This is a genomic window from Ruegeria sp. CDSA033 (genome assembly GCF_059612305.1).
Map to the genome: position 1 here is coordinate 143,716 of NZ_JBXWQI010000001.1, position 25,458 is coordinate 169,173.

The 25,458-nt window shown below is 56.9% G+C and carries 22 protein-coding genes; 14 read left to right on the forward strand and 8 right to left on the reverse strand.

The window, feature by feature from the left end; all coding sequences use genetic code 11:
* The first annotated feature begins 8 nt into the window (after positions 1–8).
* The 9 genes from AC2FLA_RS00760 to AC2FLA_RS00800 all read left to right on the forward strand — a co-directional run bounded on the left by AC2FLA_RS00760 (position 9) and on the right by AC2FLA_RS00800 (position 10,702).
* On the forward strand, positions 9–2,018 hold the full coding sequence (locus AC2FLA_RS00760) for a hypothetical protein (protein WP_496719747.1): 2,010 nt from the start codon (positions 9–11) through the stop codon (positions 2,016–2,018).
* 76 nt (positions 2,019–2,094) lie between these two features.
* Positions 2,095–2,415, forward strand: a complete 321-nt coding sequence (locus tag AC2FLA_RS00765; RefSeq protein WP_496719748.1) for a hypothetical protein — start codon at positions 2,095–2,097, stop codon at positions 2,413–2,415.
* A gap of 5 nt (positions 2,416–2,420) precedes the next feature.
* On the forward strand, positions 2,421–3,503 hold the full coding sequence (locus AC2FLA_RS00770) for a glycosyltransferase (RefSeq protein ID WP_496719750.1): 1,083 nt from the start codon (positions 2,421–2,423) through the stop codon (positions 3,501–3,503).
* The gene (locus tag AC2FLA_RS00775; protein ID WP_496719752.1) at positions 3,500–5,566 is read left to right on the forward strand and encodes a glycosyltransferase; all 2,067 of its coding nucleotides are present in this window, start codon (positions 3,500–3,502) and stop codon (positions 5,564–5,566) included. Before AC2FLA_RS00770 ends, AC2FLA_RS00775 begins: the two co-directional genes overlap by 4 nt.
* On the forward strand, positions 5,563–5,997 hold the full coding sequence (locus tag AC2FLA_RS00780; protein ID WP_058277356.1) for a hypothetical protein: 435 nt from the start codon (positions 5,563–5,565) through the stop codon (positions 5,995–5,997). The genes AC2FLA_RS00775 and AC2FLA_RS00780 overlap by 4 nt, the downstream gene beginning before the upstream one ends.
* Positions 5,998–6,028: 31 nt before the next feature.
* Complete coding sequence (locus tag AC2FLA_RS00785; RefSeq protein ID WP_496719754.1) at positions 6,029–6,499, forward strand: putative molybdenum carrier protein; 471 nt, start codon at positions 6,029–6,031, stop codon at positions 6,497–6,499.
* A gap of 96 nt (positions 6,500–6,595) precedes the next feature.
* On the forward strand, positions 6,596–7,273 hold the full coding sequence (locus tag AC2FLA_RS00790) for a response regulator (protein ID WP_496719756.1): 678 nt from the start codon (positions 6,596–6,598) through the stop codon (positions 7,271–7,273).
* Positions 7,274–7,324: 51 nt separating this feature from the next.
* On the forward strand, positions 7,325–8,494 hold the full coding sequence (locus AC2FLA_RS00795; RefSeq protein ID WP_496719758.1) for an FIST N-terminal domain-containing protein: 1,170 nt from the start codon (positions 7,325–7,327) through the stop codon (positions 8,492–8,494).
* A 3-nt stretch (positions 8,495–8,497) separates the two neighbouring features.
* Complete coding sequence (locus AC2FLA_RS00800) at positions 8,498–10,702, forward strand: PAS-domain containing protein (protein WP_496719759.1); 2,205 nt, start codon at positions 8,498–8,500, stop codon at positions 10,700–10,702.
* Positions 10,703–10,706: 4 nt separating this feature from the next.
* Here the strand turns inward: AC2FLA_RS00800 and AC2FLA_RS00805 are convergent, their stop codons facing one another.
* The 4 genes from AC2FLA_RS00805 to AC2FLA_RS00820 are packed head-to-tail and all read right to left on the reverse strand — an operon-like array spanning position 10,707 to position 14,672.
* Positions 10,707–11,486 carry an SDR family NAD(P)-dependent oxidoreductase gene (locus AC2FLA_RS00805; protein WP_496719761.1) on the reverse strand — a complete coding sequence of 260 codons (780 nt, stop codon included), beginning with the start codon at positions 11,484–11,486 and terminating at the stop codon, positions 10,707–10,709.
* The gene (locus AC2FLA_RS00810; protein WP_496719763.1) at positions 11,483–12,421 is read right to left on the reverse strand and encodes an SDR family oxidoreductase; all 939 of its coding nucleotides are present in this window, start codon (positions 12,419–12,421) and stop codon (positions 11,483–11,485) included. Before AC2FLA_RS00810 ends, AC2FLA_RS00805 begins: the two co-directional genes overlap by 4 nt.
* Positions 12,406–13,320, reverse strand: a complete 915-nt coding sequence (locus tag AC2FLA_RS00815; RefSeq protein ID WP_472723438.1) for a bile acid:sodium symporter family protein — start codon at positions 13,318–13,320, stop codon at positions 12,406–12,408. The genes AC2FLA_RS00810 and AC2FLA_RS00815 overlap by 16 nt, the downstream gene beginning before the upstream one ends.
* Positions 13,317–14,672 carry a flavin-containing monooxygenase gene (locus tag AC2FLA_RS00820; protein WP_496719765.1) on the reverse strand — a complete coding sequence of 452 codons (1,356 nt, stop codon included), beginning with the start codon at positions 14,670–14,672 and terminating at the stop codon, positions 13,317–13,319. Before AC2FLA_RS00820 ends, AC2FLA_RS00815 begins: the two co-directional genes overlap by 4 nt.
* 68 nt (positions 14,673–14,740) lie before the next feature.
* Here AC2FLA_RS00820 and AC2FLA_RS00825 point away from each other — a divergent pair, with 68 nt between their 5' ends.
* The 3 genes from AC2FLA_RS00825 to AC2FLA_RS00835 all read left to right on the forward strand — a co-directional run bounded on the left by AC2FLA_RS00825 (position 14,741) and on the right by AC2FLA_RS00835 (position 17,599).
* A complete protein-coding gene (locus AC2FLA_RS00825) occupies positions 14,741–15,409 on the forward strand; it encodes a TetR/AcrR family transcriptional regulator (RefSeq protein ID WP_496719767.1) in 669 nt (222 codons plus the stop codon).
* A gap of 130 nt (positions 15,410–15,539) precedes the next feature.
* Positions 15,540–16,820 (forward strand): hypothetical protein, encoded by a 1,281-nt coding sequence (locus tag AC2FLA_RS00830; protein WP_058277346.1) that lies wholly within the window; start codon positions 15,540–15,542, stop codon positions 16,818–16,820.
* Positions 16,817–17,599, forward strand: a complete 783-nt coding sequence (locus AC2FLA_RS00835; RefSeq protein ID WP_496719769.1) for a COG3904 family protein — start codon at positions 16,817–16,819, stop codon at positions 17,597–17,599. Before AC2FLA_RS00830 ends, AC2FLA_RS00835 begins: the two co-directional genes overlap by 4 nt.
* 31 nt (positions 17,600–17,630) lie before the next feature.
* Here the strand turns inward: AC2FLA_RS00835 and AC2FLA_RS00840 are convergent, their stop codons facing one another.
* On the reverse strand, positions 17,631–19,055 hold the full coding sequence (locus tag AC2FLA_RS00840; protein WP_496719771.1) for a serine hydrolase domain-containing protein: 1,425 nt from the start codon (positions 19,053–19,055) through the stop codon (positions 17,631–17,633).
* Between the two features lie 168 nt (positions 19,056–19,223).
* Between AC2FLA_RS00840 and AC2FLA_RS00845 the strand changes: the two genes are divergently transcribed.
* On the forward strand, positions 19,224–19,478 hold the full coding sequence (locus AC2FLA_RS00845; protein WP_496719773.1) for a hypothetical protein: 255 nt from the start codon (positions 19,224–19,226) through the stop codon (positions 19,476–19,478).
* A 12-nt stretch (positions 19,479–19,490) separates the two neighbouring features.
* Here AC2FLA_RS00845 and AC2FLA_RS00850 read toward each other — a convergent pair whose 3' ends face one another.
* From AC2FLA_RS00850 to AC2FLA_RS00860, 3 genes are all read right to left on the reverse strand, one after another.
* The gene (locus tag AC2FLA_RS00850) at positions 19,491–20,492 is read right to left on the reverse strand and encodes a HupE/UreJ family protein (RefSeq protein WP_496719775.1); all 1,002 of its coding nucleotides are present in this window, start codon (positions 20,490–20,492) and stop codon (positions 19,491–19,493) included.
* Complete coding sequence (locus AC2FLA_RS00855) at positions 20,489–21,319, reverse strand: peptidyl-prolyl cis-trans isomerase (protein WP_496719777.1); 831 nt, start codon at positions 21,317–21,319, stop codon at positions 20,489–20,491. Before AC2FLA_RS00855 ends, AC2FLA_RS00850 begins: the two co-directional genes overlap by 4 nt.
* A 76-nt stretch (positions 21,320–21,395) precedes the next feature.
* Positions 21,396–23,318 (reverse strand): DUF3604 domain-containing protein, encoded by a 1,923-nt coding sequence (locus AC2FLA_RS00860; RefSeq protein ID WP_496719779.1) that lies wholly within the window; start codon positions 23,316–23,318, stop codon positions 21,396–21,398.
* Positions 23,319–23,867: 549 nt separating this feature from the next.
* On the opposite strand from AC2FLA_RS00860, the gene AC2FLA_RS00865 reads away from it, so the two are divergent.
* Positions 23,868–25,271: an MATE family efflux transporter gene (locus tag AC2FLA_RS00865; protein WP_496719781.1), complete on the forward strand. Its 1,404-nt coding sequence runs from the start codon at positions 23,868–23,870 to the stop codon at positions 25,269–25,271.
* The last annotated feature ends 187 nt before the right edge of the window (positions 25,272–25,458 follow it).

Consider the following 25,458-nt stretch of genomic DNA (forward strand, 5'->3'; position numbering starts at 1 on the left):
GGGTATTGATGACAAAGGCCAGCGATCCAAAAGCTCGCCCTGAAGTTGCCAAAAAAGACGCTAACAAAGTGTCGGGTGTCTATGACTTTGTGCAATCTCCTGAATGGCAGGAGATGCTTGAAAAAGCTCGGAAACAAAGGGCAGTTAACCTCGCGGCCCGAAAGGCAGAGGGTGCTACTTCGCAATCGTCTGATACTGGCCCCAATAAAAGCATGCGGTCAACCGATGGTGATCGATTGAGAGACGCTTTAAACAAAGCGGCGGGGCGGCCTGAAACCGCTAGTAAGCCACCTCAGGCACCGAATTCTCGCCAATCTGATGAGTCGGTTCAAAAAGCGACTGCGGGGCGGGCTGACAGCCAAACCGTCAATTATGACAATTGCGCGACAGGAAACGTCACACGCGATAAACAAGCTGAAGCAAGCGCTGTGCCACCCAATGGCGGGTCAGTGCAGGGCATCCATCCTGGCAACATACCGGGGGGTATAGTCGATCCGATACCAGTCCCAAAGTTACCCGAGGATGGGTTTACGGATCGTTTGCGCAGCACCTTACTGGAAAAGACAGACGACCAGACTCGTAAGCGCCTCAAGATGCGGTTGGGACTGGTCGCGGCAGGATGCGGCATCGGTGTTGTTGCGTCGTCTTCGGTTTTCTGGATTTTGTCTGGGTTGAACGCCCCCGGTCCAACCGAAAATGCAGGTTTGGTGAGCCAAGAGACCGCGGCAACTGGCGCGATCATGCAACAAGACGCGGAACTCGCCGAACGCTCGGTGCCGCCGTCCGACGTTACAAGTGGTGCGGCGGACCTGGCTGTAACTTCTGCAACCGTGTCCGATATATCATCTGAATCAATTTTGCCTGACGGGGACACAGCCGCGTCACAGGATTTGGCGTCGTTGTCGCTACCCTTAACAGATTCGTCCGAGCAATCGGGCAGTACCAAACCAGAATTGTCGCGCTTGGCACCAAGTGTTCGGTCTTTCGTTCCGACCCTTGTCCAGCCACCACTGCCGATAACTCTGCTAAGCTATCGACCTCGGGAAGAGTTGAATCTTGGTTTTGTCCGGCTTCAATCCACGCCCGAAATTTTCAGCACTTCTGTCGCTTTGCTTGAAACAACTGTGACTGTGGCAAAACCCGAAGAGTTTTTAAAAGGCGTAAACGTAGCTGCAACCCCAACAACAATGCGTCCGCCTGTAGTTCCGATCCAGCCCGGTGTACTGGACTATACCGTAACGCAAGTATCTTTGGATGTCCTCTTGACCGAGCCCAAGAGTGGTTATCAGCCGGAACAGGGTCTCCTGACAAGCGAAGCAACTGGTTCGGACATTGCCGTGCGGCCAGAGGGGACAAGCCTTGCTGCCGAGATTGCGCAACCGTTGCCATACGAACCCCAGCCCGAGCCTGTCGAATTGGCAGCACTGCCAATCGCGCCAAAGCCACTCGACGCGCCGGCCCCATTGATGACACCGGCCGCTTACGAGACATCATTAGCTTTACGTGCACCAGTCCTTTCGGCGACACCAAGCCCGTTGGAATCGCCGGTCTTGCCTCTGACACCGGCTCTGCTGAATGATGCAATCACGTCTCCGGAACCAGAGCCCGCCCCGGCAAATATGTCCGTGGCCTTCCGGATCTATGCGCCGACCAACGTTCCGCAGAGCGTTGTGGATTCTGTAGTTACCAACCTGACTTCGACCGGACATGCGCTTAACGGGCAAGCGCGCGTGGGGTTTAAGATTACCCAGTCAAACGTTCGCTTCTATCACAAGCAGGACGAGGAAAGAGCAGCCGCCCTTGCCAGAGACTCCGGTGCATTGCTGCGGGATTTCACAGGGTCCAACGCCAAAACTCCTAGTGGAATCGTAGAGTTATGGTTGGCAGGAAAAGGCTCTGGCGTCGCCAGGGTCAAGCGAACCAACACACGCAGCACGACCAGAACCCAGGCCCCTAACCGCGTCAACCAACTGAAAAGCCAGGTCCTGAGCAAACTTAAGAAAGCGACGACCCAATGACTGTATTTTTAAGCTATACTGAAAAGGACTGATTCAAGTTTTTGTACTGTTAATTGTTTCCGACGAGGTATCCAAAATGACGGATAGACGACTTATCGGCATCGTAACTGCTCTGCTATTTTTATCGACGACCCAAAACGCGCGTGCCGAAATTACGCTTGAGCATCTTCTGGCCATCGACCAAATGCTGTCCACCAATGACATTCAGGCACTGTATTCCTACCTCGACAAAAACCCTGAGCTATTGAGCGGCGATGATGAACTGTCGCTGGAGCTACGGAGCTTTCACGAGGTCGCATCTGTTGGCAATCTGGATTTCAGCTATGCCACCAGTGCACCGGCCAGCAGCGAGAACCGTGCGGCTAACGAGGCATTCGATGCCTCGCGGCAACACTGAGTCGGATGTCAGAAATGCTTGCCTTCGGGCGATCAAACACACCAACGATCGCCTATGTCATCGAGCCGCGGTTCTCTGGCGGGACTTCTGCGGCTGTGGCGGCCGAATTACCGGTGGCCGCCGAATGCGGGCAGGTGGTCGTGCACGCGATCACGTCCAGGACGTTTGGCACCAACCAACACGTTTCACCGGTTTTGCGGCAGGTACTGGACGATTTGAACATTCCGATCATTTGGGATGCACCCCGGATCAGCGCGGACTTCGTATTTTTACACAACCCGTCTTTTTTGAAATTTCAGGACACGCTTGGCACAAGGATCATTGCGCGCGAGCTGTACGTGATCACGCATGAGAATTTTCTGCGTCCGGGCGGGGCAGAGGGGTTTGATGTTTCAAGCTGTCTAAGTCAGATCGAGGCCTCGACAATTTCGCTCAGGAAAACACTTGCGCCGATATCGCCGTTTAATCGAAGCGGCGTAGTCGACTGGTTGGCAACCTCTCGCGTGGCGCGGCAGTGGGACGTCTTGGGCTCTGACTGGTTCAACATTTGCGAGACCGAGATGAGCGCCCCGTGTGAAACACCACAGGACCGCCGCGGGCGTCATTCACGGCCCGGATTCGAGAAGTTCCCCGTTATTGCTGATTTGAACAGCTGTTTTCCAAGCCATTCGCAGTGCAATGTAATTCTTGGGGCGGATGCTTTGTTGAATGCCCGTGTTCTTCGCGCGCATTGGACCTTGCTTCCCTTTGATGCCATAACTGTGCAAGAGTTCTTTGGAATGATTGACTTTTTTGTATATTTTACGGCACCGACATGGCAGGAAAGTTTTGGTCGCGTTGTGGCCGAGGCGGTTGCCGCGGGTAAGGTTGTTCTTACCAACCCCGATACTGGTGCCACGTTCGGAAATGCCGTCTTGACTTGCCAGCCATCTCAGGTGGACACAATCATTGCCGACCTGATCGCCCAACCGCAGATATATCATGATCAGGTGGCCAGATCGCAATCGGCGCTGCAGAACTACTCTGCAGAGAAATTCAAGGCGATGCTGTCGGGGGTTTTGTCCGCCGACAGCGGGGTGAGCAAATGATCTATGTCGAAGTGGGCACACGCTCATTGCGGTCGTTTGACACGCAGTTGATCTTTGCCGAGCAGCTTGCCGCACGTGGCTTCAATGTGTGCATTGATGCCGATTATCTGCCCGAGGATGCAGGGCGTGGCAGGATTTACGAGGCAGCCAAGTTCCTTGTCGACCCGGGCGAGAACAAGGCGCAGACCGTATTCGTACTGGGTGCCGAAGAGATCGACGATTTTCTTCTTGCGTCGTTGCGTAACAAACAGCTCGACCCGAGTGTCCCGGTTGTTGCGACGGGTCGCTTTATGACCCAGCAAAGCTATATCGCGGCCAAGGCCCGGTTGGCCTATGCGCTTGGGCGAGAAGCCCAGGTGATCGACCTGACAGATTTTCAACCGCGCCCGGTTTTGCCATCGACCTCAAGTCCTTTGGTGGCGGATGTTCGGCCCGTTTCGCGGCGGTCCAAACGGGTGGTGCCGAACGTGACCCTTGTGTTGGGTTCGATGGAGCTGGACAACCCCGAGGCGCTGTCTTGTTTCTCCCGGATGAGCAGCCAGAGTGGCTATAACCTGAAACTAATTGTCAGCGGCGCACAGAATGAAGCGATCAAGGCGTCGCCGTTTCACGATTTGCCGACCTACCTGTATACCGGACTATCGCCGCTGACTTTGGCGATTTCGACGGATATTCTGGCGATGTTCGGCAATGGAATTGCCGGAGTTCGTATGGCCGCTTTTGCGGTTGAGCTGATTGCAACTGGCGGCGTCGCCATTGATTGTACCGACGATGAGGTTCTGATGTCCTCGGGCGCACCTGCATTGCTGGGCCCCAAGACTCCTTTCGCATTGGATGGCTATCTGATCGGCAATGTGATCGGGAACGTGCCGCAAATTGTCGAACAGGCCTCGAAATCGCAATGGTTGCACACAGTTGATATTTCTCGTCTGGAAACGGCTGCAGGTCTGAAGCCGAAACAGCGTCAGGCAGAACAGGAAAAGCCTAAAACCCTGTTTTTTCCGACAAACGGGGTGGGGTTGGGCCACGCGCAGCGGTGTAGCATCATTGCCCGGGAAATGCCGGACTCCATGACAAAAATGTTCGCGGCCTTTCCCAGCTGCGTCCCGCTTGTTCGCCGTGAGGGTATCGACTGTATCCCTCTGGTTCAGCGCACCGATACAAAGACCAATTCAGATGGCAATGACGTGCTGACGTATCGGCGTCTTGGTGCGGTGCTACAAGAAAACGACACGCTGGTTTTTGACGGCGGCTACGTGTTTGACTCGGTCTACCGGGTGATCCGTGAACGCAAGTTGTCGGCGGCTTGGATCCGGCGCGGGTTGTGGCCCGAAGGCCGGTCAAGGCAGACCATGCTGCGCCGCGAAAGCGTGTTTGACCGTGTCATCGTGCCTTCCGAGGCATTTGACGAGCTGAACGACGCCTACAGCTATGGTGACCATGTCCATTATGTCGGGCCAATCGTGCGTCAGGTGGAACAATCCGCCGCGGAAAAAGAACAGCTCAAGGCCCGGCTGGCGGAGCGGTTCGGGCGCGACTTCAAGCAACTGGTTGTCAGCATGCTGGGCGGCGGCGTTGCCTCGGACAGGTCTGCGCAATTGCAGGCGATCTCGGGCATGCTTGAGGCGCGCGATGATTGCCTGCACCTGGTTGTAACGTGGCCCGGAAGCACGGTTCAGCCTGCCACATTCGGTTGGAAAAACACCCACGTGGTTCAGACACTGGAAGCGACCAAGCTTAGCCTTGCCGCGGACGTGGTCATATCTGCAGCCGGGTACAACTCGGTCCTTGAGATGCTGTACCATCGCATCCCGGCGATATTTATTCCGCAGTCAGCACCCTATCTGGACGATCAGGAACGGCGCGCCACAGCTATGGCCGACCGTGACTTGTGCGCCGCCATCACCGAACGCGAATTCATGACGCTCGAGCGCACAGTGGCAGATTGGCTGGATCACGACGGAGCCGAATTTTACCGATCCGCATTGAATGGTTTTGAGCTGCCCAAGACGGGGGCAGTCAAGGCCGCCGAATTGCTAACCGAATTGGGGGCGCGGATATGACCAGTGATCTATGGTTCGAAATCCTCAGCAGAGCGTCGCCAAATCGACCCGAGCCGCTGGACGATCTGATCAATGAGGATCGTGACACCAAGCCGCTTGGCAAGGTTATCTTTCCGAATATGCGGCTGGCCCCCTCGCTCATGCTGTGGGACCGGGAGCCCGGCGGCCCGGTGCATATCGGCGTGCGGGTGCATGAACCACCAGAAACGCCATATCGTATCGCAAGGCTGTTGGCCGCCGCCGCGATGGAGCGGGAGGTTTTTCCCGTCATTCTCAGCCGAGTGGACTATTGCGGGCTTGAACGGTTCGGGTTTCGGGTCGAACGCGTTCCCGAAGAGGCTGCTGCAGCCCAGGCCGCCGAGGAAGAAATCAGAAAATACTGGGATCTGGCGATTATCATTGACGGGCATGAAATCGGTCTGTTGGGCTAGCAAGACTCCGATTTAGGGAAAGGAGCGTCTGGTGAAAGTCATAACCGGCGGACAAACGGGCGTTGATCTGGCGGCTTTTCAGTTCGCTTTGGAAAACGGCATTCCCTATGGCGGGTGGGTTCCGAAAGGCCGCTTGAACGAGGCGGGCCGCATTTCGGATCGCTTCTCTGGTCTGAATGAAACACAGTCCGCGGATGTCGCCGAACGCACAAAGCTGAACGTTTTGTCCTGCGACGCTTTGCTGGTTTTTGTGGATGGATCGACCAGTCCGGGAACGCAGTTGACCATCGATTTCGCGCAAGAGATCGGAAAACCTTACCTGATCGTTGACCTAGGGCAGGGGCTTGAGGTGTGCGCGCGCCAAGTAAAGCAATGGGTCATGGCGAGACCCAATGCGGTTTTGAACATCGCTGGCCCCAGAGAAAGTGAAGCTCCCCAGATCGGAGCCAGAGTGACAGCGATCTTACGTCAATCGATTTTGCCCCAAAGCCCCGAGGCATAGCCAAACATGGGTTCCGGCTATACGACGTTTCGCCAGTAGGCGCGGCACCCGCCGGTTGCTAGGGTTGGGACAACCAGATTGCGAAGGCCAAGTTTCATGTTTGCAAAAACCGCCGGACAGATTGATTTTGACAAGGTCCTGATCGTCGATGACCATCCATTGTTTTGTGATGCTTTGTCGATGACGCTGCAAAGTGTCACTCGTATCGGTGAAATCCACACCGCAGATCGATTGGAAAACGCGATTGCTCTGATTGCCGGTGGGTTGCGACCAGATGCAGTTATACTGGACCTCAATCTGCCGGATGTGGACGGGCTTGAAGGTTTGGTGCGCGTCAAAGCAGCCACCGATGCACCGGTCATCGTGGTGTCGTCGATTTCAGAGAACCGTGTGATCAGTCAGGTGATCCGTGCGGGTGCCTCAGGCTATATCCCCAAACACAGCCAGCGTGACGTGTTTCGTACAGCTTTCGAGACAGTTCATTCCGGGGACGTCTTCGTGCCAGACGGTTTTGCACTGATTGACGACGATGCGGATTCCGAACACAGCGACGCCGCCAATCGGCTTGCCACATTGACCAATCAGCAATCGCGCATTCTGCAGCTTATCTGTGAGGGTAAACTGAACAAGCAGATTGCGTTTGATCTGTCCATTGCCGAGACCACAGTCAAGGCGCATGTAACTGCAATCATGCGTAAACTCGGCGTGCAAAGTCGTACGCAGGCCGTGCTGCTTGCCAAGAAGGCTTCTCTTTCCAGCGTCTTGCAAGAATAAGCCCTCGCGCCATATCATATGAAAACGTTGCGCTTCAGGGAGGAGGGCAGGATGAACCAAGCAGTCGGGTGGGCGACAGCTGCTGCCCGTGCGCCAGGTATCGTCAAAACGGGCTTTGTACATCGCGACACGGATCAGGCGATTGAAAAGCTCGCCGGATCCTTGGGCGATGATCTTTTGTCCTTGGTTATTCTGTTCGTGAGCTCCGGCGCGGATGCGGCGGCGGTTATTTCCGAGGCAGTCGATGCTTTTGCGCCGACGCCTGTGATCGGATGCACCACAGCGGGCGAGCTTGCTGATTGCGGCTATGGCGAAGATCAGATTGTCGCCATCGGGTTACCGTCTTCGCATTTCGAGGTGCGCACCCTGTTGGTGCCCGACCTTGGGAATTTCTCGGCGCAGGACATCATCGACCAGATGATCCGCAACCGTAACGAAATGGCAGCGTCCGCACCGGATTGGAAACACGAGTTTTCCTTTTTGATGATCGACGGGCTGTCGACGAAAGAGGATGCGCTGACGTCGGAACTCGCCGTTGGACTGGGGCCGGTGCCCTTGTTCGGCGGGTCCGCAGGGGACGGAACCCGTTTCGGCGCGACCTATGTGTTGATGGACGGTCAGGCTATGCAGAACGCGGCGATCCTGACGCAGGTTCGCACGCGCTGCCCGATCAAAGTGTTCAAGACGGATCACCTGGTGCCAACGGCGCGGCGTATGGTTGTCACCAAGGCCGATCCGGCAAACCGCATCGTGCAGGAAATCAACGCCGAGCCAGCCGCGCGCGAATATGCCCGTCTACTTGGAAAAGACCCTGAACAGCTGACGACCTTTACCTTTGCAGCCCACCCGCTGGTTGTGCAGATCGGCGGCCAGCATCATGTACGGGCCATCCAGCGCGTCGCGGGCAATGGTGACCTTGTGTTCTTTTCCGCGATTGATGAGGGGCTGGTGCTGACGCTGGCCGAACCTCGGGACATGGTTTCGCATCTCGAGGAAGAAATCGCTGCGCTGACACAGACCACCCGTCCGGACACGATCCTGGGCTGCGATTGCATCCTGCGCCGGCTGGAAGCACAGGAAAAGCAAAAGACCGGCGAGATTTCGCGCCTGCTTGCTGAGAACCATGTCGTAGGGTTTTCGACCTATGGCGAGCAATTCAACTCGATCCATGTGAACCAGACGCTGACCGGCGTCGCAATTTACCCTCCGGAAGACGGGTAGGCGATGATTGAATCCCTGACCGACCCCAATGATCCGCTTGATCGGCAAAATGAAAAGCTGCTGAAAATTGTAGCGGCCCTGATGCGGCGGGTCGAGGAATCCACAAACGCTTCGGGCGCGGCTTACGCTCAGTTTCAGCGGGCTGCCATGTTGGAGCAAGAAGTGCGCGCGCGGACGGATGACCTTGAACGGGCGTTGGACTTGCTCAACGACTCGAACGCGCGCCTGGCGCAGGCCAATCAGGAAACCGAAGCCGCCCGCGCAAACCTCGCCAATGCGATCGAGGCGGTGCAGGAAGGGTTTGCGCTGTTCAACCGGGATGAAGAAATGGTCCTGTGCAATAGCCGCTTTGGCCTGCATATGCCTGACATCCAAACCAAGCTGACACCGGGGCTGCGGTTCACCGATTATGTCGGGTTGGTCAGCCAGTCCAGGTTCCTGTCCCTGCCTGGAGTAGTTTCCCCAAAAGACTGGGTGCAGCGGCGCATGGCGCGCCATGCTGAAGATCACGTCGTCTTTAACATCCGCCTTAGCGGCAACCGCTGGATGCAGGTGTCGGAACATCGGACACCGGATGGCGGCACCGTTATCTTACAAACGGATGTAACAGACATTATGCGGGTCGAGCGGCAGGAAAGGGACCGCATCCTCGATGACAAAGCACGCCTGATCCGCGCGACACTGGAACATATCGATCAGGGGGTCTGTATCTTTGACAGCAAGCTGCGTCTGGTCGGATGGAACAACCGCGCCAGCGAGTTGCTGGCCATTCCCAATGCGCAATTTCAGATGGGGGCACCGTTCCAGACGTTGTTTCACCGGTTAAGCGCGACCATCAGTTTTGAGGGCGGCGTGAGCGACGCTGACCTGCTAGCCTGGGTCAATCGCTCGACCGAGCGACCGCCGTTGCAATTCCAGATGCACAGCGGTCGTGCCAAGATATTGTCAGTTTTCGCGCAGGAAATGCCGGATCGGGGTTTCGTGATTTCCTTCACCGATGTGACGGCAGAAAGAAAATCCGCGCAAGCCCTGGTCGAGGCCAAGGAGCTGTTGGAACAGCGCGTTGCATCGCGGACAATGGAGCTTGCGGACGCGCTGAACGAAGCAGAACGCGCGAACGCATCAAAATCGCGCTTTGTCGCGGCGGCCAGCCATGATCTGCTGCAACCTCTGTCGGCTGCAAAACTCTACGTCTCGACATTGGGCAGTGGATTGGAAAAGGCCGATGCCCGCGCGGTCGCGGTGAAAGCAGAGAGTGCTCTTAACAGTGTCGAACACATTCTTGAGGCGCTGCTGGATATTTCGAAACTGGATTCCGGGCGGGCATCGGTTCACTTATCCTCAGTCCCGGTCGGAGAGCTTTTTTCCCAGATGGAGGACGCCTTTAGGCCTATGGCGCAAGCAAAAGGGCTTGGATTGCGATTTGTGGGTACCGATGCGGTTGTCAGAAGTGATGCCAGTTACCTGCGGCGCATTCTGCAAAACCTGCTGTCAAATGCGATCCGGTACACGGAAACGGGCAGGGTTCTGGTTGGTGTAAGACGACTGGGGAAGACCGTTTCGATCCAGGTTTGGGATACAGGAATTGGGATCGCGCCTGACCAGAGAGATGTTGTTTTTCAAGAGTTTAAACGTATTCATTCAGACGCCAGTGCAGCCGAAGGGATGGGTTTGGGCCTTGCCATTGTGGAACGCGCCTGCGGGTTGTTGAAACATCCGATACGTTTGCAGTCCGAACTGGGGCGCGGAACCGTTTTCTCAATCACGGTTCCATCAGCTGGCCAGGCACGCGATACGCTGAATAGTGGTGAGCCGTCGATACCGCCGCGCTCGGACGTGCTGCACAGGACGGTTGCCTTGCTGATTGAAAACGATGACAACCTGCGCGGCGCGCTGGGCATGACGATGGAAAACTGGGGCGTTCAGGTATTGGAAGCGGCCAGCAAAGATGAGGCGGCAAACCTGCTGCACGAGATCGGGATATTACCGGATGTCATTGTCGCCGATTTTCAACTGGACGGCGGCAAGACCGGGACCGATGCCATTGCCGAACTGGCGCGCGAATTCGGGCAACTGCCCGGTTGCATCATTTCCGCTGATCGTTCGACCGAATTGGCGACCTCTTGCAAAACGGCAGGCTACCCTTTGCTGCATAAGCCGATTGATGCACAAAAGCTAAAATCAGTGTTAGAGGCTTCGGTCAGTTGACAGGTCAGGGCATTGGTCGTTTGCCGACTGTGCGCATCATCTGCCGGACGTAGAACTTTGGCGCCAGACGGTTCACCAAATTGGCGATCCGTGCGATCCGTCCGACAGGGATGTAGTCTTTACGTCGCCGATAACCTTGCAAAATCACCTGCGCTGCTGCTTCCGGCTCCATATAGTCGATACCATCTGAGGCTGAGCCGGGGCGAACGAACCCAGCGTCAGCAGTTTCGGGTCGCCCGATATTGGTCGCAACAAAGGATGGCGCGGCGATGGAAACGCTAACCCCGTGGGCGGATTCTTCGGCGCGAAGGGACTTAAAGAACCCCTCCATCGCGTGTTTGCTGGCTGCATAGGCAGTTCGATGGATGAGGGGTGCAAAACCCGCGACGGAAGAGATTGCAAGATGCGTACCCTTGGCCTGCCTGATCGCATCCAGAAAATTCTGAGCGCAAGTAACTGCAGCGAAGTAGTTGATTTCGAACAGGTTTCTGTGCGAGGTCATACCGCTGTCAGAAAACGCAGATATCTGCGAGACGCCCGCATTGTAGATAACCAGATCTATGGAGTCTCTTGCCGCAATGATCCGGGTACAGGTGAATTTGCATTGATCAGCGTCGGTCAGATCACAGGCATAGGTGCTGACGTCATCCTGATTGGCAAGCGCGGCAAGCTCTGGACCCGGTAAATCGATCAACGCCGTGTGCCAGCCGTCGGCCCGCAGCGCTGCGGACAACGCGCGGCCCAAACCACCGGCACCTCCGGTAATGACAGCGGTTGGTTTCATTGGGCAGCCTCCCACCAGCGATTGAACGCCTCGGCACTTGTGAATTTGGGGTGATAGCCGAATTCGCCTTTCAGCGCGGCATTGTTCAACACGGGACGGTACAGAAGGAAACCAACTTGTTCTGGCCCGTAGCGCGATAGACCCAGCGGGCGGGCAATCGACAGAGCAATTTTGACCACCGCAGGGGGCAACCAACGCACCGATTTGCCCATTTTTGACGCGATCTGTGAGATGGTCAGCGCGCCGTCACCCGCAACGTTGAAAACGCCGGCAGGCCCCTCCGTGGCCGCACGAACCAGTATATCGGCCAAGTCTTCGTTCCAAATGAACACAAAAGGGCTGTCGGAGCCTTTCAAGCCCAGCAGGCGGGGTTTGTGAAACAGCGCCGTTATCTGGTTTTCGACCTTGGGCCCCAGTACTGTGCCCACGCGCAGAACAACCTGTTCGAGATCGGGTGTGGTTTGTCTGGCTTCGGCCAGCATCTCTTCGACCAGCCGCTTGTGCCAGGAATAGGCAAACTCCTGATTGCCTCGTATCGCATCCGTTTCGCGCAAAGGAACCGGGTTGTCGGCGTGATACCCATAAGCGGCCCCCGAAGAGGTAACCACCAGACGCTTGACCCCGGCGGCAATCGCCGCATTCAGCACATTTCGGGTACCTTCGACATCAACCTGATATTCATGGTCTCGGGTCGAACTCGGACCGGGGGTCACGATGGATGCCAGATGAACAATGGTGTCCGGGTCTTCAGCCAGAATGACGTTGAGAGGCGCGTTGCCGGTGACATCCATCCGTACGAACCGTGCATTTGTCGGCAAGTTGGCGGGCTCTCGAATGTCGGTTGCGGTGATCGTGATGTCGGCACGACCGCCCAACCGATGCAGCAGGGCAGTGCCCACCGCACCAGCGGCTCCGGTGATCAGGATGTGGCGCATTCGGGCACCTCTCGTCTTGCGAAGAAGGCAGCCAGAGCCAGCCCCGAGATCGCGTGCCAGATGCCCCAAAGTGCGGCGGCCACTGCCATGCCACCAAGCCCTCCGAAAAAGGCGAAAATCAGGATGAGGCCAAGGCCCGAATTTTGTATCCCCGTTTCGATTGTGACAGACCGGCGGTCGCGCTCCGACAGGTTGGCGGCAGTCGCGGTCAGATACCCGCCCATGAAAGCCAGCGCGTTATGCAGGATGACGATCCCGATGATTGCGGTCGCAAAATGCTGGAAAATCCCCCAGTTCGCGGCGAGCGCAACCATGATGAATGTGATGAAGATCGCCATCGAGAGCCACTGCATCGGGCGGCGGATTTTATCGGCGACGGCTGTGAAACGCGCATTGACCAGCATGCCAAGGATCAGCGGTAGGATCAGCATGAAGCCGACCGTAATGGCCACTGCGACCGGGTCGATTTCTGTCCTTTGCAGGATTTCTCGTGTTGGGGCGTAAAGATTCCCCCACAACGCAACATTAGCGGGCGTGATGATGATCGCGCCGACGGTCGCAAAGGCGGTCATCGACACCGAAAGCGCCACGTTTCCGCCTGCGCGATGGGTCATGAAATTCGAGATGTTCCCACCCGGGCAGGCCGCTACAAGGATCAGCCCCATTGCCACTGAGGGTAGTGGATTGACCACCAGCAGCATCAGAAAGGTGAGTGCGGGTAGAACCAAAAACTGGGATGCCAGCCCAACAAGCAACGGTTTCGGTCCGCGCAGGATCCGGCGAAAGTCATCCATCCTAAGATCCAGCGCGATTGAGAACATCACGACGGCAAGGATGACGTTCAGCAGCTTTAGGTTGCCTGCATCGAAGTTCAGCGCGACATCGTCGATCCCGTTCATGACTGGGCCGCTTTCAACGCCGCGATCTGCCGGGTCACTTCACCGCGGTAGGTCGCTTTGTCGACATAATAGGCCATCCGGGGCAGGTCGATATAGTTCATGCCGCCGGTCGCACGTTCGAATTTTTGGGATTTGGTCGAGTGAATGGCCTTTGCGGCAGAGTTTCCGGATCTTAGCCCCGCGATATAGCGCGCCACCATCTCGGCCTGTTCGTGCCGCCCTTGCCACCCTAGGCCCGACGCCTCGATCATTCCCAGAATGAACAGATCATCGCGGGTTGGATGCATGCAGTTCAGGTACAAGTGCGGGGCGTCGCCCTGCCAGTTCAAGTGCGACTTATCGATGAACGGGTAGTGTAGTTTATATCCGGTCGCGGCCAGAACCATGTCGTATTCAGCACAGGTGCCATCCCGGAAATGGACGGTCTTGCCGTCAAATCTTTCAATGTCAGGGCGCACCTTCAAATCGCCATGCCCGGCGTGGAACAGGATCAGCGAGTTGACGACGGGGTGGGATTCGTACAGGGCGTAATCCGGTTTGGGAAAGCCATATTTCTGTGGATCACCCACGAACCATTTCAGGATTGCACCGTCGACTTTTCGTTTCAGCCACATGGGCAGTTTGATCTTGCCGCCCATCGTGTCGGCCGGAACGCCGAAGACGTATTTGGGTACAAAATAGTACCCCCGGCGCATCGATATATCGCAGGATTGCCCGTGGTGAATGGCGTCAACCGCGATATCGCAGCCCGAGTTTCCGGCCCCGATGACCAGAACCCGCTTGCCTGTGAATTGCGTCGGATAACGATAGTCCGAGGCGTGGATCAGCTCGCCTGAAAACTCTCCCTCAAACTTGGGTAGGTTGGGTTCGGACAATGTGCCGTTGGCGATCAGGATACCCGCAAAGATCTGGCAGTGCTCAGTGCCTGCCTTGTCACGCCACTTCATTTCCCATCCGCCTGCGTCCAGCGGTGTGGTACTCAGGACCTCGGCACCAAAGCGATAGTGCCGGTACAGGTCAAATGCGTTTGCGAAGTCGTGGAAATACGTCTTGAGCTCGCGATGTGATGGATACTCCGCCGTTTCTTCCTGCATAGGGAAGTCGGTGAATTCGGTCATTTTCTTAGACGATATGAGGTGGGCGGTCTCGTACATCGTAGACCGAGGGGCATCGATGTTCCACAGACCACCCACATCGTCAGCCAGTTCAAATCCTTGAAATGGCACTCCCTGCTCGACAAGTGTCTTGGCCATTGCCAGACCCATGGGCCCGGCTCCGATCAGAGCAAAACACTCTTCCGGGCGAGCCTTCACCGTGACCGGCTGGCCCGCTCCGACTTGCACCTGTTCCATCCGTCTCTCCTCCTGCGACACTATTTATCTTGAACGATCGTTCGAAATAAGGCAAATTAGTTTTTGAAATGGCACAACACGCTGTAAAAGAAAGAAAAAGGGCGCCATCGCAGCGATCCATTGCGGCACGAGAACGTATTCTTGACGCTGCGGAACTGGTCTTTGCCGCGCAGGGATTCGACGGTGCCTCGATTCGCGACATCGCCGAACGGGCGCAGGTTCAGAAGGCCAACGTAAACTTTCACGGCGGTCCAAAGGATGAGCTTTTTGAACGCATCGTTGCGCGTCGCGCCAGTGAACTATCGCAAGAGCGCCGTGAAACCATCAGCCGATTGGAGGAGTGCGGCGATTGGGATGCCGCGGACCTGATGTCAGCCTTCATGAGGCCGTTGTTGACCCGCGCATTCAGTAATGATCCCCAATGGCTGGCCTATGCGCGCATTGTGGCGATAGTTTCCGCTGATGCGCGTTGGCATACGCTGGCGAAAACCCATTTTGATCCCGTCGCCTCGCTGGTCGTTCAAAAGCTGTGCACAAAATACCCCAAGGCCGACCCGGCGAACGTTGCCGGGGCGCTGGTTTTTTCGGTGTCATCCATGCTGGCGTTGTGCACGTCGGAATGGCGGATCGGGGCACTTTCCGGCCCTGACCAAAAACGCGACGCCGAGGGCGCAATCCGGAACCTGTTGCAGTTCTGTCATGCTGGGCTCGCCGGTGTTTTGAACCCGTCGGGGTAATCCCGGAACGATCAAAAAAACTTCGCCCCAACCCGCTCAACTTGAAGTTACGCATGGGACCATATCAAATGGTCCCGTGCGTTATTATCTAGTGATTAACCAAGATTAACGATTTGGAGCGTGGGCTGACATGACAGAGAAAAGGGACCGCCTGACTGCAGAGGAGGCGAGGGGGCTGCGGACGGCCAAAGAGCTTGAGGCGCATCTAGCCTGGTTGGACACGTTCACGCCCGCCGCTTTGGGTGTTTTGGCCATAGCCTCAGGTATTTACACTTACCTTGGCGTTTCATCATTGCTGGAAGACAATGGCGCGGTGACCTTCTTCGCAGCGGTCGCATACTCGATCGCGGTTTCCGTCGGCATCTTTGTGTTCTGGAGCTATATGCTGCGCTTACTGCCGTCGATGCGCACAGCTAGCGGGTTCATTGGCCTGACGATTTCGACGATCGTTGGATCTGTTGCAATCATCGCCATGTCCAGCTGGCTTAACGCCGCTGCACTGGCTGGCGCGGCTGCGGTCGAACAGCATTTGGAAAACACGGTGCGTGACTACCAGGCTGCACTTGAGCAGGCGCATGACATTGCACTCAGCGGTCAGGCACTGGGGCGCGAGGTCGAACGCGCGCGCCAAAGCTTCGAAGAACTGGCCGAGCTGGAGCAATCCGGTGATCTTTCGGGCACGGCGGGCCGTGGGGCTGTGTTTCGCGTGCTGACCCAAAAGGCCGAAGAGCTGCGCAATCTTGAAGAGCAGATCGCCAACCAGCAGCCTTTGATCGAAGACGCGTTCCAGCAGGGCAATGAGATCCTCGCCCGAATGCGTGAGCTTACCGTTGCCCCGGGGCCGGTTGATCGCCGGTCGGTTCAGTTTTCCGAAGAAAGCGTCAAGCTGGCCGGAGTGATTTCGCGTCTGAACCAATACAACGTGGCGCCGCTTGTTGCGCGCGCTGCCGGGGATTTGCCGTCGTCGGTCGTCCTGCCCGAACTTGATGGGCGCAGTTCCGAGGTGCGCGATGCCCAGTCATCGACCATCAACTCGGTCCTGAACGCACTTGATCAGCGTGGCAAAACCCTTCGGACCGCTGCTGAAGAGGTTCTGGAGATCGAGCCGCCAATTGAGACGGCCTATAATCCCATTTCCAGTGCAGATGCGGTGATCAAGTACGCGCACAACTTTGTGCCGTCCTGGGCCGGAGCCATCGCAATCGACCTGCTGCCCGCCGTTCTTGTGTTCGTGCTGGCGATCACCCAGGCCGCCATCCGAAGCGGTAAGGACGGCATGAGCATTGAGGACACGTTAACGCTGTCTGACCTGCGCGCGGCCATGAATGCGATGAAAGATGTCGAGGCAACGATGGGCGTCGCAGATGCCGCAATTCTGGATCGCGCCACGCCGAAAAAAGACGAAACATGATGGGCTTCCTGTCCCGAATTGATGTGCGCAGGGGGCTGCGATACGTGCTGGTGTTCCAACTGGTGATCGCGGGTATTCTGATCATGTCCGACGTGGCCGACGTTGTCTCCAACCCGTTCACGCCAAGGGTTGAACTGCCGACCGGCCCCATCTCACCTGGGGATCAGCGGCGCGAGTACCGCACCGACCGCACCGATCCGTCGCTGGTGCCGCAGGACCAACCGCTGGATGTTCCGGTGCCTCAGAGCTTTCCCACGCGGTTGGAATTTACTGAAAAGCAAGCCGGTGATCTGGGGCGGGTCCTTCTGGTGAGCGGTCAAATTGAAACAGGTGATGCTGATCGGTTCGATAACTATTTGTCCGAGATGCAAGAACAACCCGACCTGATCGCGCTGCACAGCCCGGGCGGCCAAGTGTCCGAAGCTTTGTTGATCGGCGGGCAGATACGCGAGGCCGGGTTGTCATCGGCCGTACTGCCCGGCGCGGTCTGCATGTCCGCCTGTCCATATATTCTGGCCGGTGGGGTCGCGCGTATCGTGTCACTGCAAGGCATTGTCGGACTTCATCAGCATTACTATGACCAACCGCGCCTGATCCCCGTGGTCTTTGCCGTTGAAAGAATCCAGAAAGGGCAGGGCGAGACGATGCAGCATCTGATCGACATGGGTGTCGATCCTGCATTGATGTTGTATTCTCTGAACACGCCGCCGGATCAGATTTATGCCCTGGTAGAAGATGAGCTGACAAGCACCAGTATTGCAACGCAAATTCTGGATTAGCAAAAAGGACCCGACCAGCGGGCGCTTCTTATCAATCCTGCAAGGCAGAGATGAGCGCCTCGGCCAGCGGCAACGAGGAATATCCGTGCCGGGAGGGTGTCAGACCCAGCCGTACAACGACCATGTCCTGGGATGGAAACACGCCGATAAACTGCCCGTCATGCCCCTGAAGCCAGACGGCATCTTCATAGGGTGGTAACCCACCCGGAGAATCCAGCCACAGATGACCCTTGGCGTACATTCCGTCAGATGCGGCAACGGGCTCAAACATCCAGTCCGTATAGCCATCGGGCAGGATTTGTTGGTCGTTCCATTCGCCTTTCTGCAATAGCAGTTGCCCAAAACGCGCCCAGTCGCGCGCAGTGGCATACATATAGCTGGACCCGACAAATGTGTCCGCCGCATCGGTCTCGAGCACGACGGATGCCATGCCCAATGGTTCGAACAGCGCCTCTTGTGGATAGGTCAGACTGCCATCGGTCAGTTTGTCCTGCCAGACGCGCGACAGGGCTGTAGTTGTCCCCGAAGAGTAGTTGAAATCCGCCCCAATCTCACTTTCCGCCGGGCGGCCCGAGACAAAACCTGCCATGTCATCATTAAGATACAACATCTTGGTCACGTCCGAGACGTCGCCATATTCCTCATTCCATTGCAGGCCACTGGACATGGCCAGCATGTCCTTAAGGGTGATGTTTTTGCGTCCGTCCTGTGCCCAGTCCGGATAACTGTCGGTCAGCGTATCCTCCAGCGACATCTGGCCGGATTTGATCAGGGTACCGATCAAGCCCGCAGTAACTGTCTTGGTCATCGACCACCCAAGCAGAGGCGTGTTTTCGTCAAACCCCTCCGCATAGGTCTCGCTAACGATACGCCCACCCCTCACGACAACCACGGCGCGGTATCCTTCGCCCAGAAGGGTGCTATCCGCCAGGATACGTGCGATTTCAGGGTCTTGTGACAGTTGAACTTCGTTACCGACGGGCCAGATTTCAGTGGGCAAAGGCTCAATCGTGGTCAGGGTCGCGTCGCTGAGCGTCGCGTCATGGACATTGGTGCAGCCAAGCCCCTCGCGATATTGCGAGGTCGCGGGGGCAAAGAACCGGAAAATCCGTGCCGTCACGGTTTGGGCTTCGGCGTCCACGTCGATCGAGATCTGCTTGAGCAGTGGATGCCCCGGGGCCTGAACATCGACGGTCAGAACTTCTTCCGCGTCGCGCCCGGCAATGAAGACGTTGGAACAGACGATCTTGGCCGAATAGTTCGTCCCAACCTTCAAGAGGTCAGGCGGGGCGATCAGCAGATAGCCCACAATTGCGACGACACCCAGAATGAGCGTGCCTGCGATGATTTTCAGCGCTTTGATGATCAATCGACTTTCTGAACCGGTCGTACCGGCCCCCTCCCGTTTGTCTCCGGATTTCGTCCGAGTTAAGAGCGTATCGTCTTTGGTTGCCACCTTTCCGTCGCGTAGGTTCCGGCCAAATGCGCGCGTCGACCCGCCTTTGTCGGCGCACTTGACCAAAGCTTTGGTGCCGTCCTTGATGGTGACAAGCCTCGTCGGTCACGCTGGTAACTGGACCAGCAATTTCGATTTTCCAGGCGCAGTTGGGCGACTGCTTATGATGTGCCGACCTTTAACAACATCAGTGCGGTACTTCAGGCGGCCGAGGCCTGGTGGGACAGTGGAGTTGGGAACTACAAACCGTTCCTTTTGACTTTGATCGCCGAGCTGAATTTGAAAGCCGGTGATCCCGAGGGCGCCCAGCAGGTATTGATCGAGGCACGCAAGCACCAGAAACTAACCAACGAAGGCTGGGCTCAGGTGGAAACGGACCGGGTTCAGGCGCGTTTGCTGCAACAGCAAGAGGCCGCGAAGTAGCGGTCGCTCCAATCAAAACCCGCTGACGCGTTCAACCAACCAGTACATCGACACGCAGCCGATGGCATATCCTGTGACGGGTACGGCGACTACGCCAGCCCTTTGGGAAATTGCGGGCAGCGTAAGGCGCCACACCAAGATCAGGGCCGACAGTACGGCAATAAACAAAAGTTGACCGGCCTCGACCCCGATGTTGAAGGCCAGCAGTGCGGCAAAGATATCCTCGGTTGGAACTCCAATATCGGCCAGCGCGCCGGCAAATCCCAGCCCGTGCAACAGCCCGAAGCAAAAGCAGACGATCCAGGGATATTGTTCGGACAGACGCAGCTCACCATCTTTTCGGTTGAGGATTTCCAGAGCGAGGAACACGATTGACAAGGCGATCACGGCTTCGACCGGTGGGCCGGGCACGTTCAACACGCCCAGCGTGGCAAGCGCCAGCGTAATGGAATGCGCGACGGTAAAGGCGGTAACCGCCCCGACCAACCGCCATGGGTCGCGCACCAGCACAAATAGTGCAAAAACAAACAGAAGGTGATCCCAACCTTCCAGAATATGCTCGAACCCAAGGCGGAAGTAGCTGCTCAGAACCGACCAGGTCGTTGGCTGTTCTGGTATGATCAAAGCAGGCGTCTCGGGTGTGAACCGCAAAGTGGATGGTTCCGACGAGATGGGTTGGATGCGCAGCAGAACGTCGTTTCGTTGTTGCTCCAGCCCTTCAATGGTTATGGTGTATCCGGCGATATCGTCCTCGCATTCGACAACCCAGGTCGCAATCCACGCGGTGCCATCAGACTGTGGTTCTACGCCTCGGCGTTGGGCACACTGAGCGGGCAAAACGGCATCAATATCCATGGGGCGGCCATTCACATCTGGCTTGCGCCATAGCACTTGCCAGGTGTTGCTCGCCAATTGCCGCAGGTCCAAATAGCCGGGGTCAAGCGCATGTGCATGTCCCGCTTGTGCGGCGAACATCAGCCAGCCCGAGAATAACAGGCAAAAGAGCCGCTTCATTCGACCGCCTTGTCCCTGTCGGGTGTTTCGACCTGGTAATTCGACGCCAGACTTTCATATTGCGCCTGTGCCAGATCCGACCCGGCTTCGCGACGCCATTCCAGCAAAACGGTATCGCGGATATCTTCCAGCTTTGGCAATATGGGGTCTTGTTTGTCCGTAACGCGAACGACGTGGATGCCATATGCGGATCGGACTGGGCCGGACCAGTTGCCTGGCTCCAACGATCTCAGGGCCGCCGAAAAGCCAGTGCCAAAGTTTGCGTCCACCGCGCGCACTACTGTCAGAGGCATCGACTTTGGAAGCAAAGTTGTCGATCCGATGCTGCTCCAGTCCTGCTGTGTGTTTGCAGCCTCGATCGTGCTTTCGATGGCATCCAGATCAGCGTTCTCGTTCAAGTAGATCTGATCAAAAGCGATCTGTGCCGGTTTGGTGAACCGTTCCGGGTTTTCGTTCAGAAAGGTCTGCAACACTTCGGGCTCGGGTTCGATCGAAGCTGCGATTGCGTCAGTCAGAAAATCCATCTTCTGCGCCAGGCGTGCACGGATGACCTGATCACCTTGATCCAGACCCAGCTTGCGCGCTTCGCGCACAAGAACTTCTTCGCGGATCGCGCCGTCAATCAGGGCCTGTAACTCGTCTTCCGTCGGCGGGCGGTTCCAGCTGCTTTGGAAGCGTGTTTTCAGAAGGGCGACATCGTTACCATCGACTTTGATCGTGTCGGTTTCTTCAACGACGTCCTGTTGCGGGGAAACCCATGCAAACCAACCGAAAATGGCAACCCCGATCAAAATGAAGTGAAATAAAGGCTGTTTTAGAATTTGCATGCGGGTTCTCAATGTCGTGTCGCAATATTGCCGGGCGGGGTTGACCGCCCGGCAATGTCTTTAGTGTATTGTTCGGCTATTCGCTAGGTGTATACCAGATTGGCGACGAATACGCGCGCTCTTGATGAACCAGCTGCGCCTCTTCCGGCAGGTCCAAACCAAACCGCAGTTTGTCGTACAAAACCCAGCGCGGTGTCGGAATTTCCAGCACGCGAACGTAGTAGAAGGCTCGCTGGCCGGGATCAAATTCCGGGTCGGTCCAGATGGTTACCAACTCGGACGCACCGATCGTGTTGCTCCAGCTTGCGGTTTCCAGATCAACGGTATTGCCAACCTCGGGCAGATTGCCATCTGCGTCCAGTGCGCGGTCATCAGACCAGGCAACATTGAACACTTTTTCCTGCAATTCACCATCGGCATCTAACCAGCCTTTGACCACCTGAACGCGGTCCAGATTGGCCCCGACCGGGTCACGCAGCGCGCCGATCAGGAACGAAGGCGCTCCGTCCCCTTCACTGGGACGCAGGTCGCCGCCCATTGGGACGCCCTTGGTATAGCCCACATCCGCAACAAGCCGCGTCAGCAAGTCGTCATCCTGAAAATCCCAGCCGCCAAAGAATCGCAAGCCGATCCGCGGACCGGTGGTGGCATAGGTCTCACGCCGTTTGAACGCATCGAAAATGGCCGACCGGGTGTTGTCCGTGGCCCAGACCGCCGTGTAGCCGGACGCGACAAGCGTGTGCCCCTCGAATGCGCCCAGATCGCTTTCAACAAAAGGATGCAGGACGCGGGTAGGTGAGGGTTCGGCGCTCACGGATTTGCCGAAATAGTTGTCCTCTTCCGCTGTGGCCAGCGATGTATGGCTGTCCGTTGCCCCGCCCATGCCGAACTTATAGGGGTTAACGCCGAATTTTTCCTCCAACGCCAGACCGCGTTTCAGTGCCTCGCGCGCGTACTCACCGGCCAGCATGTTATCGGTTTTAAGCTCTGTGATATCGAGGTTTCCGACATCCCAGTTCTCATAATCCGCGAACGGGTCATTGGGGCTGAGGAATGGGTGCGCTTCGCCGTCGCCTTTGATCTGGGTGACTTCGTAGTGGGGCTCCCACTTGGCGCGGTTCTGCACGTACTCTTCGTCGACCTTGCCGCCGTGATAGGTGTCCTCGGTCGGGAACATCCAGCCGTTGGAGAGGTTTCCGTTATGGGCAAACGCAACAGCGCGGCCACCGGTATTGGCTTCGTATTCTTCAAGCCACGTGTACAGCGCCTTGGGGTCCGTGTCGCCATAAGGGGGTTGGGTCACAGGTGGCACGACCTGCAGTGCACGAATTGGACCGTCGCGCAGCATGACGTTGCGGTGCAGGTTGAACCCCTTTGGGACCGAGGTCCATTCGAACCCGATGAATGCGGTAAAGTTGCCGGGGTCGTTATGACGCTCGGCAGCCAGAACGATCTGCTCCCATGTGAACGCAAAAGCATCCGCGCCGGGGCTGTAGGATTCCAGCAAAACCTCGGGCAGGGTCATCTGCGAAAAGTTGGTGATGATGTCAAAAGCCGCCTTGGCCGCATCTTCACCGCCTGCTTTGTATCCCTCGTACCATTCCAGACCCTTCGGGTCCGCCAACACACCGGGTTTTCCTGCCTGCAGGTCAGGCGCAAACCCCATGAGATCCGTGTGATCCGTTAATACCATCCAGTCCAAGGGTCGTGCCAGTCTGACAGGTTGGCCGGTCGACGAAATAACCTGTTCCCCCTTTGCAAACCGCCATGCTTCGTCGGGCAGCAAAGTGTTCCCGAATGCGCCCGCATCCAGCGACAAACCGGTGTGCAGGTGTGTATCACCCCAAAGCGGCCGTTCGGGGAACGATCGGTTGGCGTAGGGCGAATATGGGCGGTCGGCAAAGGTGCCCTCAGCAGCCTCTTTGCTGGGGACCGCGTCTGCCCAAACAAGCGCTGGTAGTGTCAGAAAAGAGATCAAACAGGTTGTAAGTCGAAGCATTGAATCCTCCCCAGGTCTTCGCGCAAATCGAATATAGTAAATTTAGCATATTCATTTCTTATAATGTATTGGGTGGGTTTTGGTACTGATTTTTCTACCTTGGGACCTGCCTCCAGTGCAGGCTGGTGCCGCGCCTGGCGGTACCCGCGCTCAGAGTACCTCACTGCCATCGACTGTTTCGCACGGCCGCCACTTGCGTGCCCTCCCTCAATATACACAGCGCGCACGTTGGCGCCGAAAAGGTTGTGCACGCTGGGATGGGTGAGTTTGCCCAGTTCGTTGAGAACGGTGACCGTTGCGTCGATCAGTCAATTCCGGCAAAATCCGTTGACTTAGAATGCCGGCTGCGAGCCGCCAGTGGACGCAGCGCTGGAAACCGATATCCAAAGCGGCAAGGATTTTCGTACTGCAACATCATCGCAGCGGTGCAAAATGCGGAATGCCAAAAATGGTAGGGCTGTATTCGTCGCGACCAGCACCAGTTTGAGGTTGCTGACCGGTGCCCATCAGGGGCAGATTGAATTCCAGAACAAAGGGACGGACCAGCCAATGACACAACAATCCATGGGCATGGCTGTCTTTTTAACTGGCAGTCTGATGCGGCATGTGACCCGAATGTCGCTGACCACCAGCATTGGTCTTATGGCAATCTTTGCCGTGGATTTCGTGGACATGGTGTTCATCTCGATGCTGGGCAACGACGCGTTGGCCGCAGCGGTCGGCTATGCGGGCACGCTTTTGTTTTTCACCAACTCGATCAATGTAGGGCTGTCGATTGCCGCCGGCGCCCTTGTCGCCCGCGAGCTGGGGGCGGGGCGGCCCGAAAAAGCCCGCCAATTCGGAACCAGCGTTGGCCTTCTTGGTATTCTGATGGGATTGATTGTGTCTGCCATAGTCATGATTAACATCAAGTTTCTGCTGTCTTTGCTGGGCGCACAGGGTGAGGTTCTGCAACTGGCCGCACGGTATGTCAGCATCATTCTGCCGACCATGTGGATGATGGCTGCGGCAATGACGGGTATGGCTGTGTTGCGCGCGTATGGTGATGCGCGCCGGTCTATGCAGGCTACGATTTACGGTGGGCTGGCCAACGCGATATTGGATCCGATTCTGATCTTTGCCGTTGGTCTTGGCCTGGACGGGGCGGCGATTGCCTCGGTGATTGCGCGTATCTGTATGCTGATAGCAGCGGTCCGGCCCGCCGTGCGCGTGCACCGTGGATTTGCGCGACCGTCGCTGAAGCAAGTGGTGGAAGACCTCCAACCGGTGCGGGCGATTGCAATACCGGCGGTTCTGACCAATGTCGCCACGCCTGTCGGCAACGCCATCGTGATCCGTGAGGTGGCGCAGTTTGGCACAGATGCCGTGGCAGGCATGGCAGTAATAGGGCGGCTGATGCCCGTCGCCTTTTCCGTCGTGTTTGCACTGTCCGGGGCCATAGGCCCGATCGTGGGGCAGAACTTTGGGGCAGGGCAGTATGACAGGGTGAAGGGCGCATTCCTGGCAGGCGTAAAATTCACCGCCGTCTATGTGGTTCTGATGGCGGCGGTGCTGTTCGTCCTGCGTGCCCCCATCGCCGACTTGTTTCAGGCCCAAGGCGAGACGCGGGCGCTGATCTATCTGTTCTGCGGACCGCTGGCCTTGGCGTCCTTCTTCAACGGGGTGATCTTTGTTGCGAATGCAAGCTTCAACAACCTTGGCTATCCCATTTATTCCACGTGGATTAACTGGGGGCGTCATACGCTGGGCACGTGGCCCTTTGCGGTCGCCGGGGCCTATTTGGCTGGCGCTCCGGGGGTGTTGTTGGGGCAGGCGCTGGGCGGTGTGATATTTGCTGCAATCTGCTGGGTAATGGTGCGCCGCGTTGTCTCGGGCCTGACCGCACCAACAGAGGTCGATCCTTTTGCGGGACAAAGCCGGCTGCAATCCCTGTTCGGGCGCAGGGGGTGGTGAGCCTTCCCAGCGCGTTTGAATATCAACGTTTTTGGTCACCAGAGGCGGTTTTCGTCTCCTTTGTCGCAACTAAGACATCCTCATTTGCCAATTCATGAATTCGTTGTAAGCTGAACTTATGATTGCAAAAAACGCCAAGTTATTTCGGGGCGTTGATTTCAAAAACACCTTTAACGACCGAGGATGA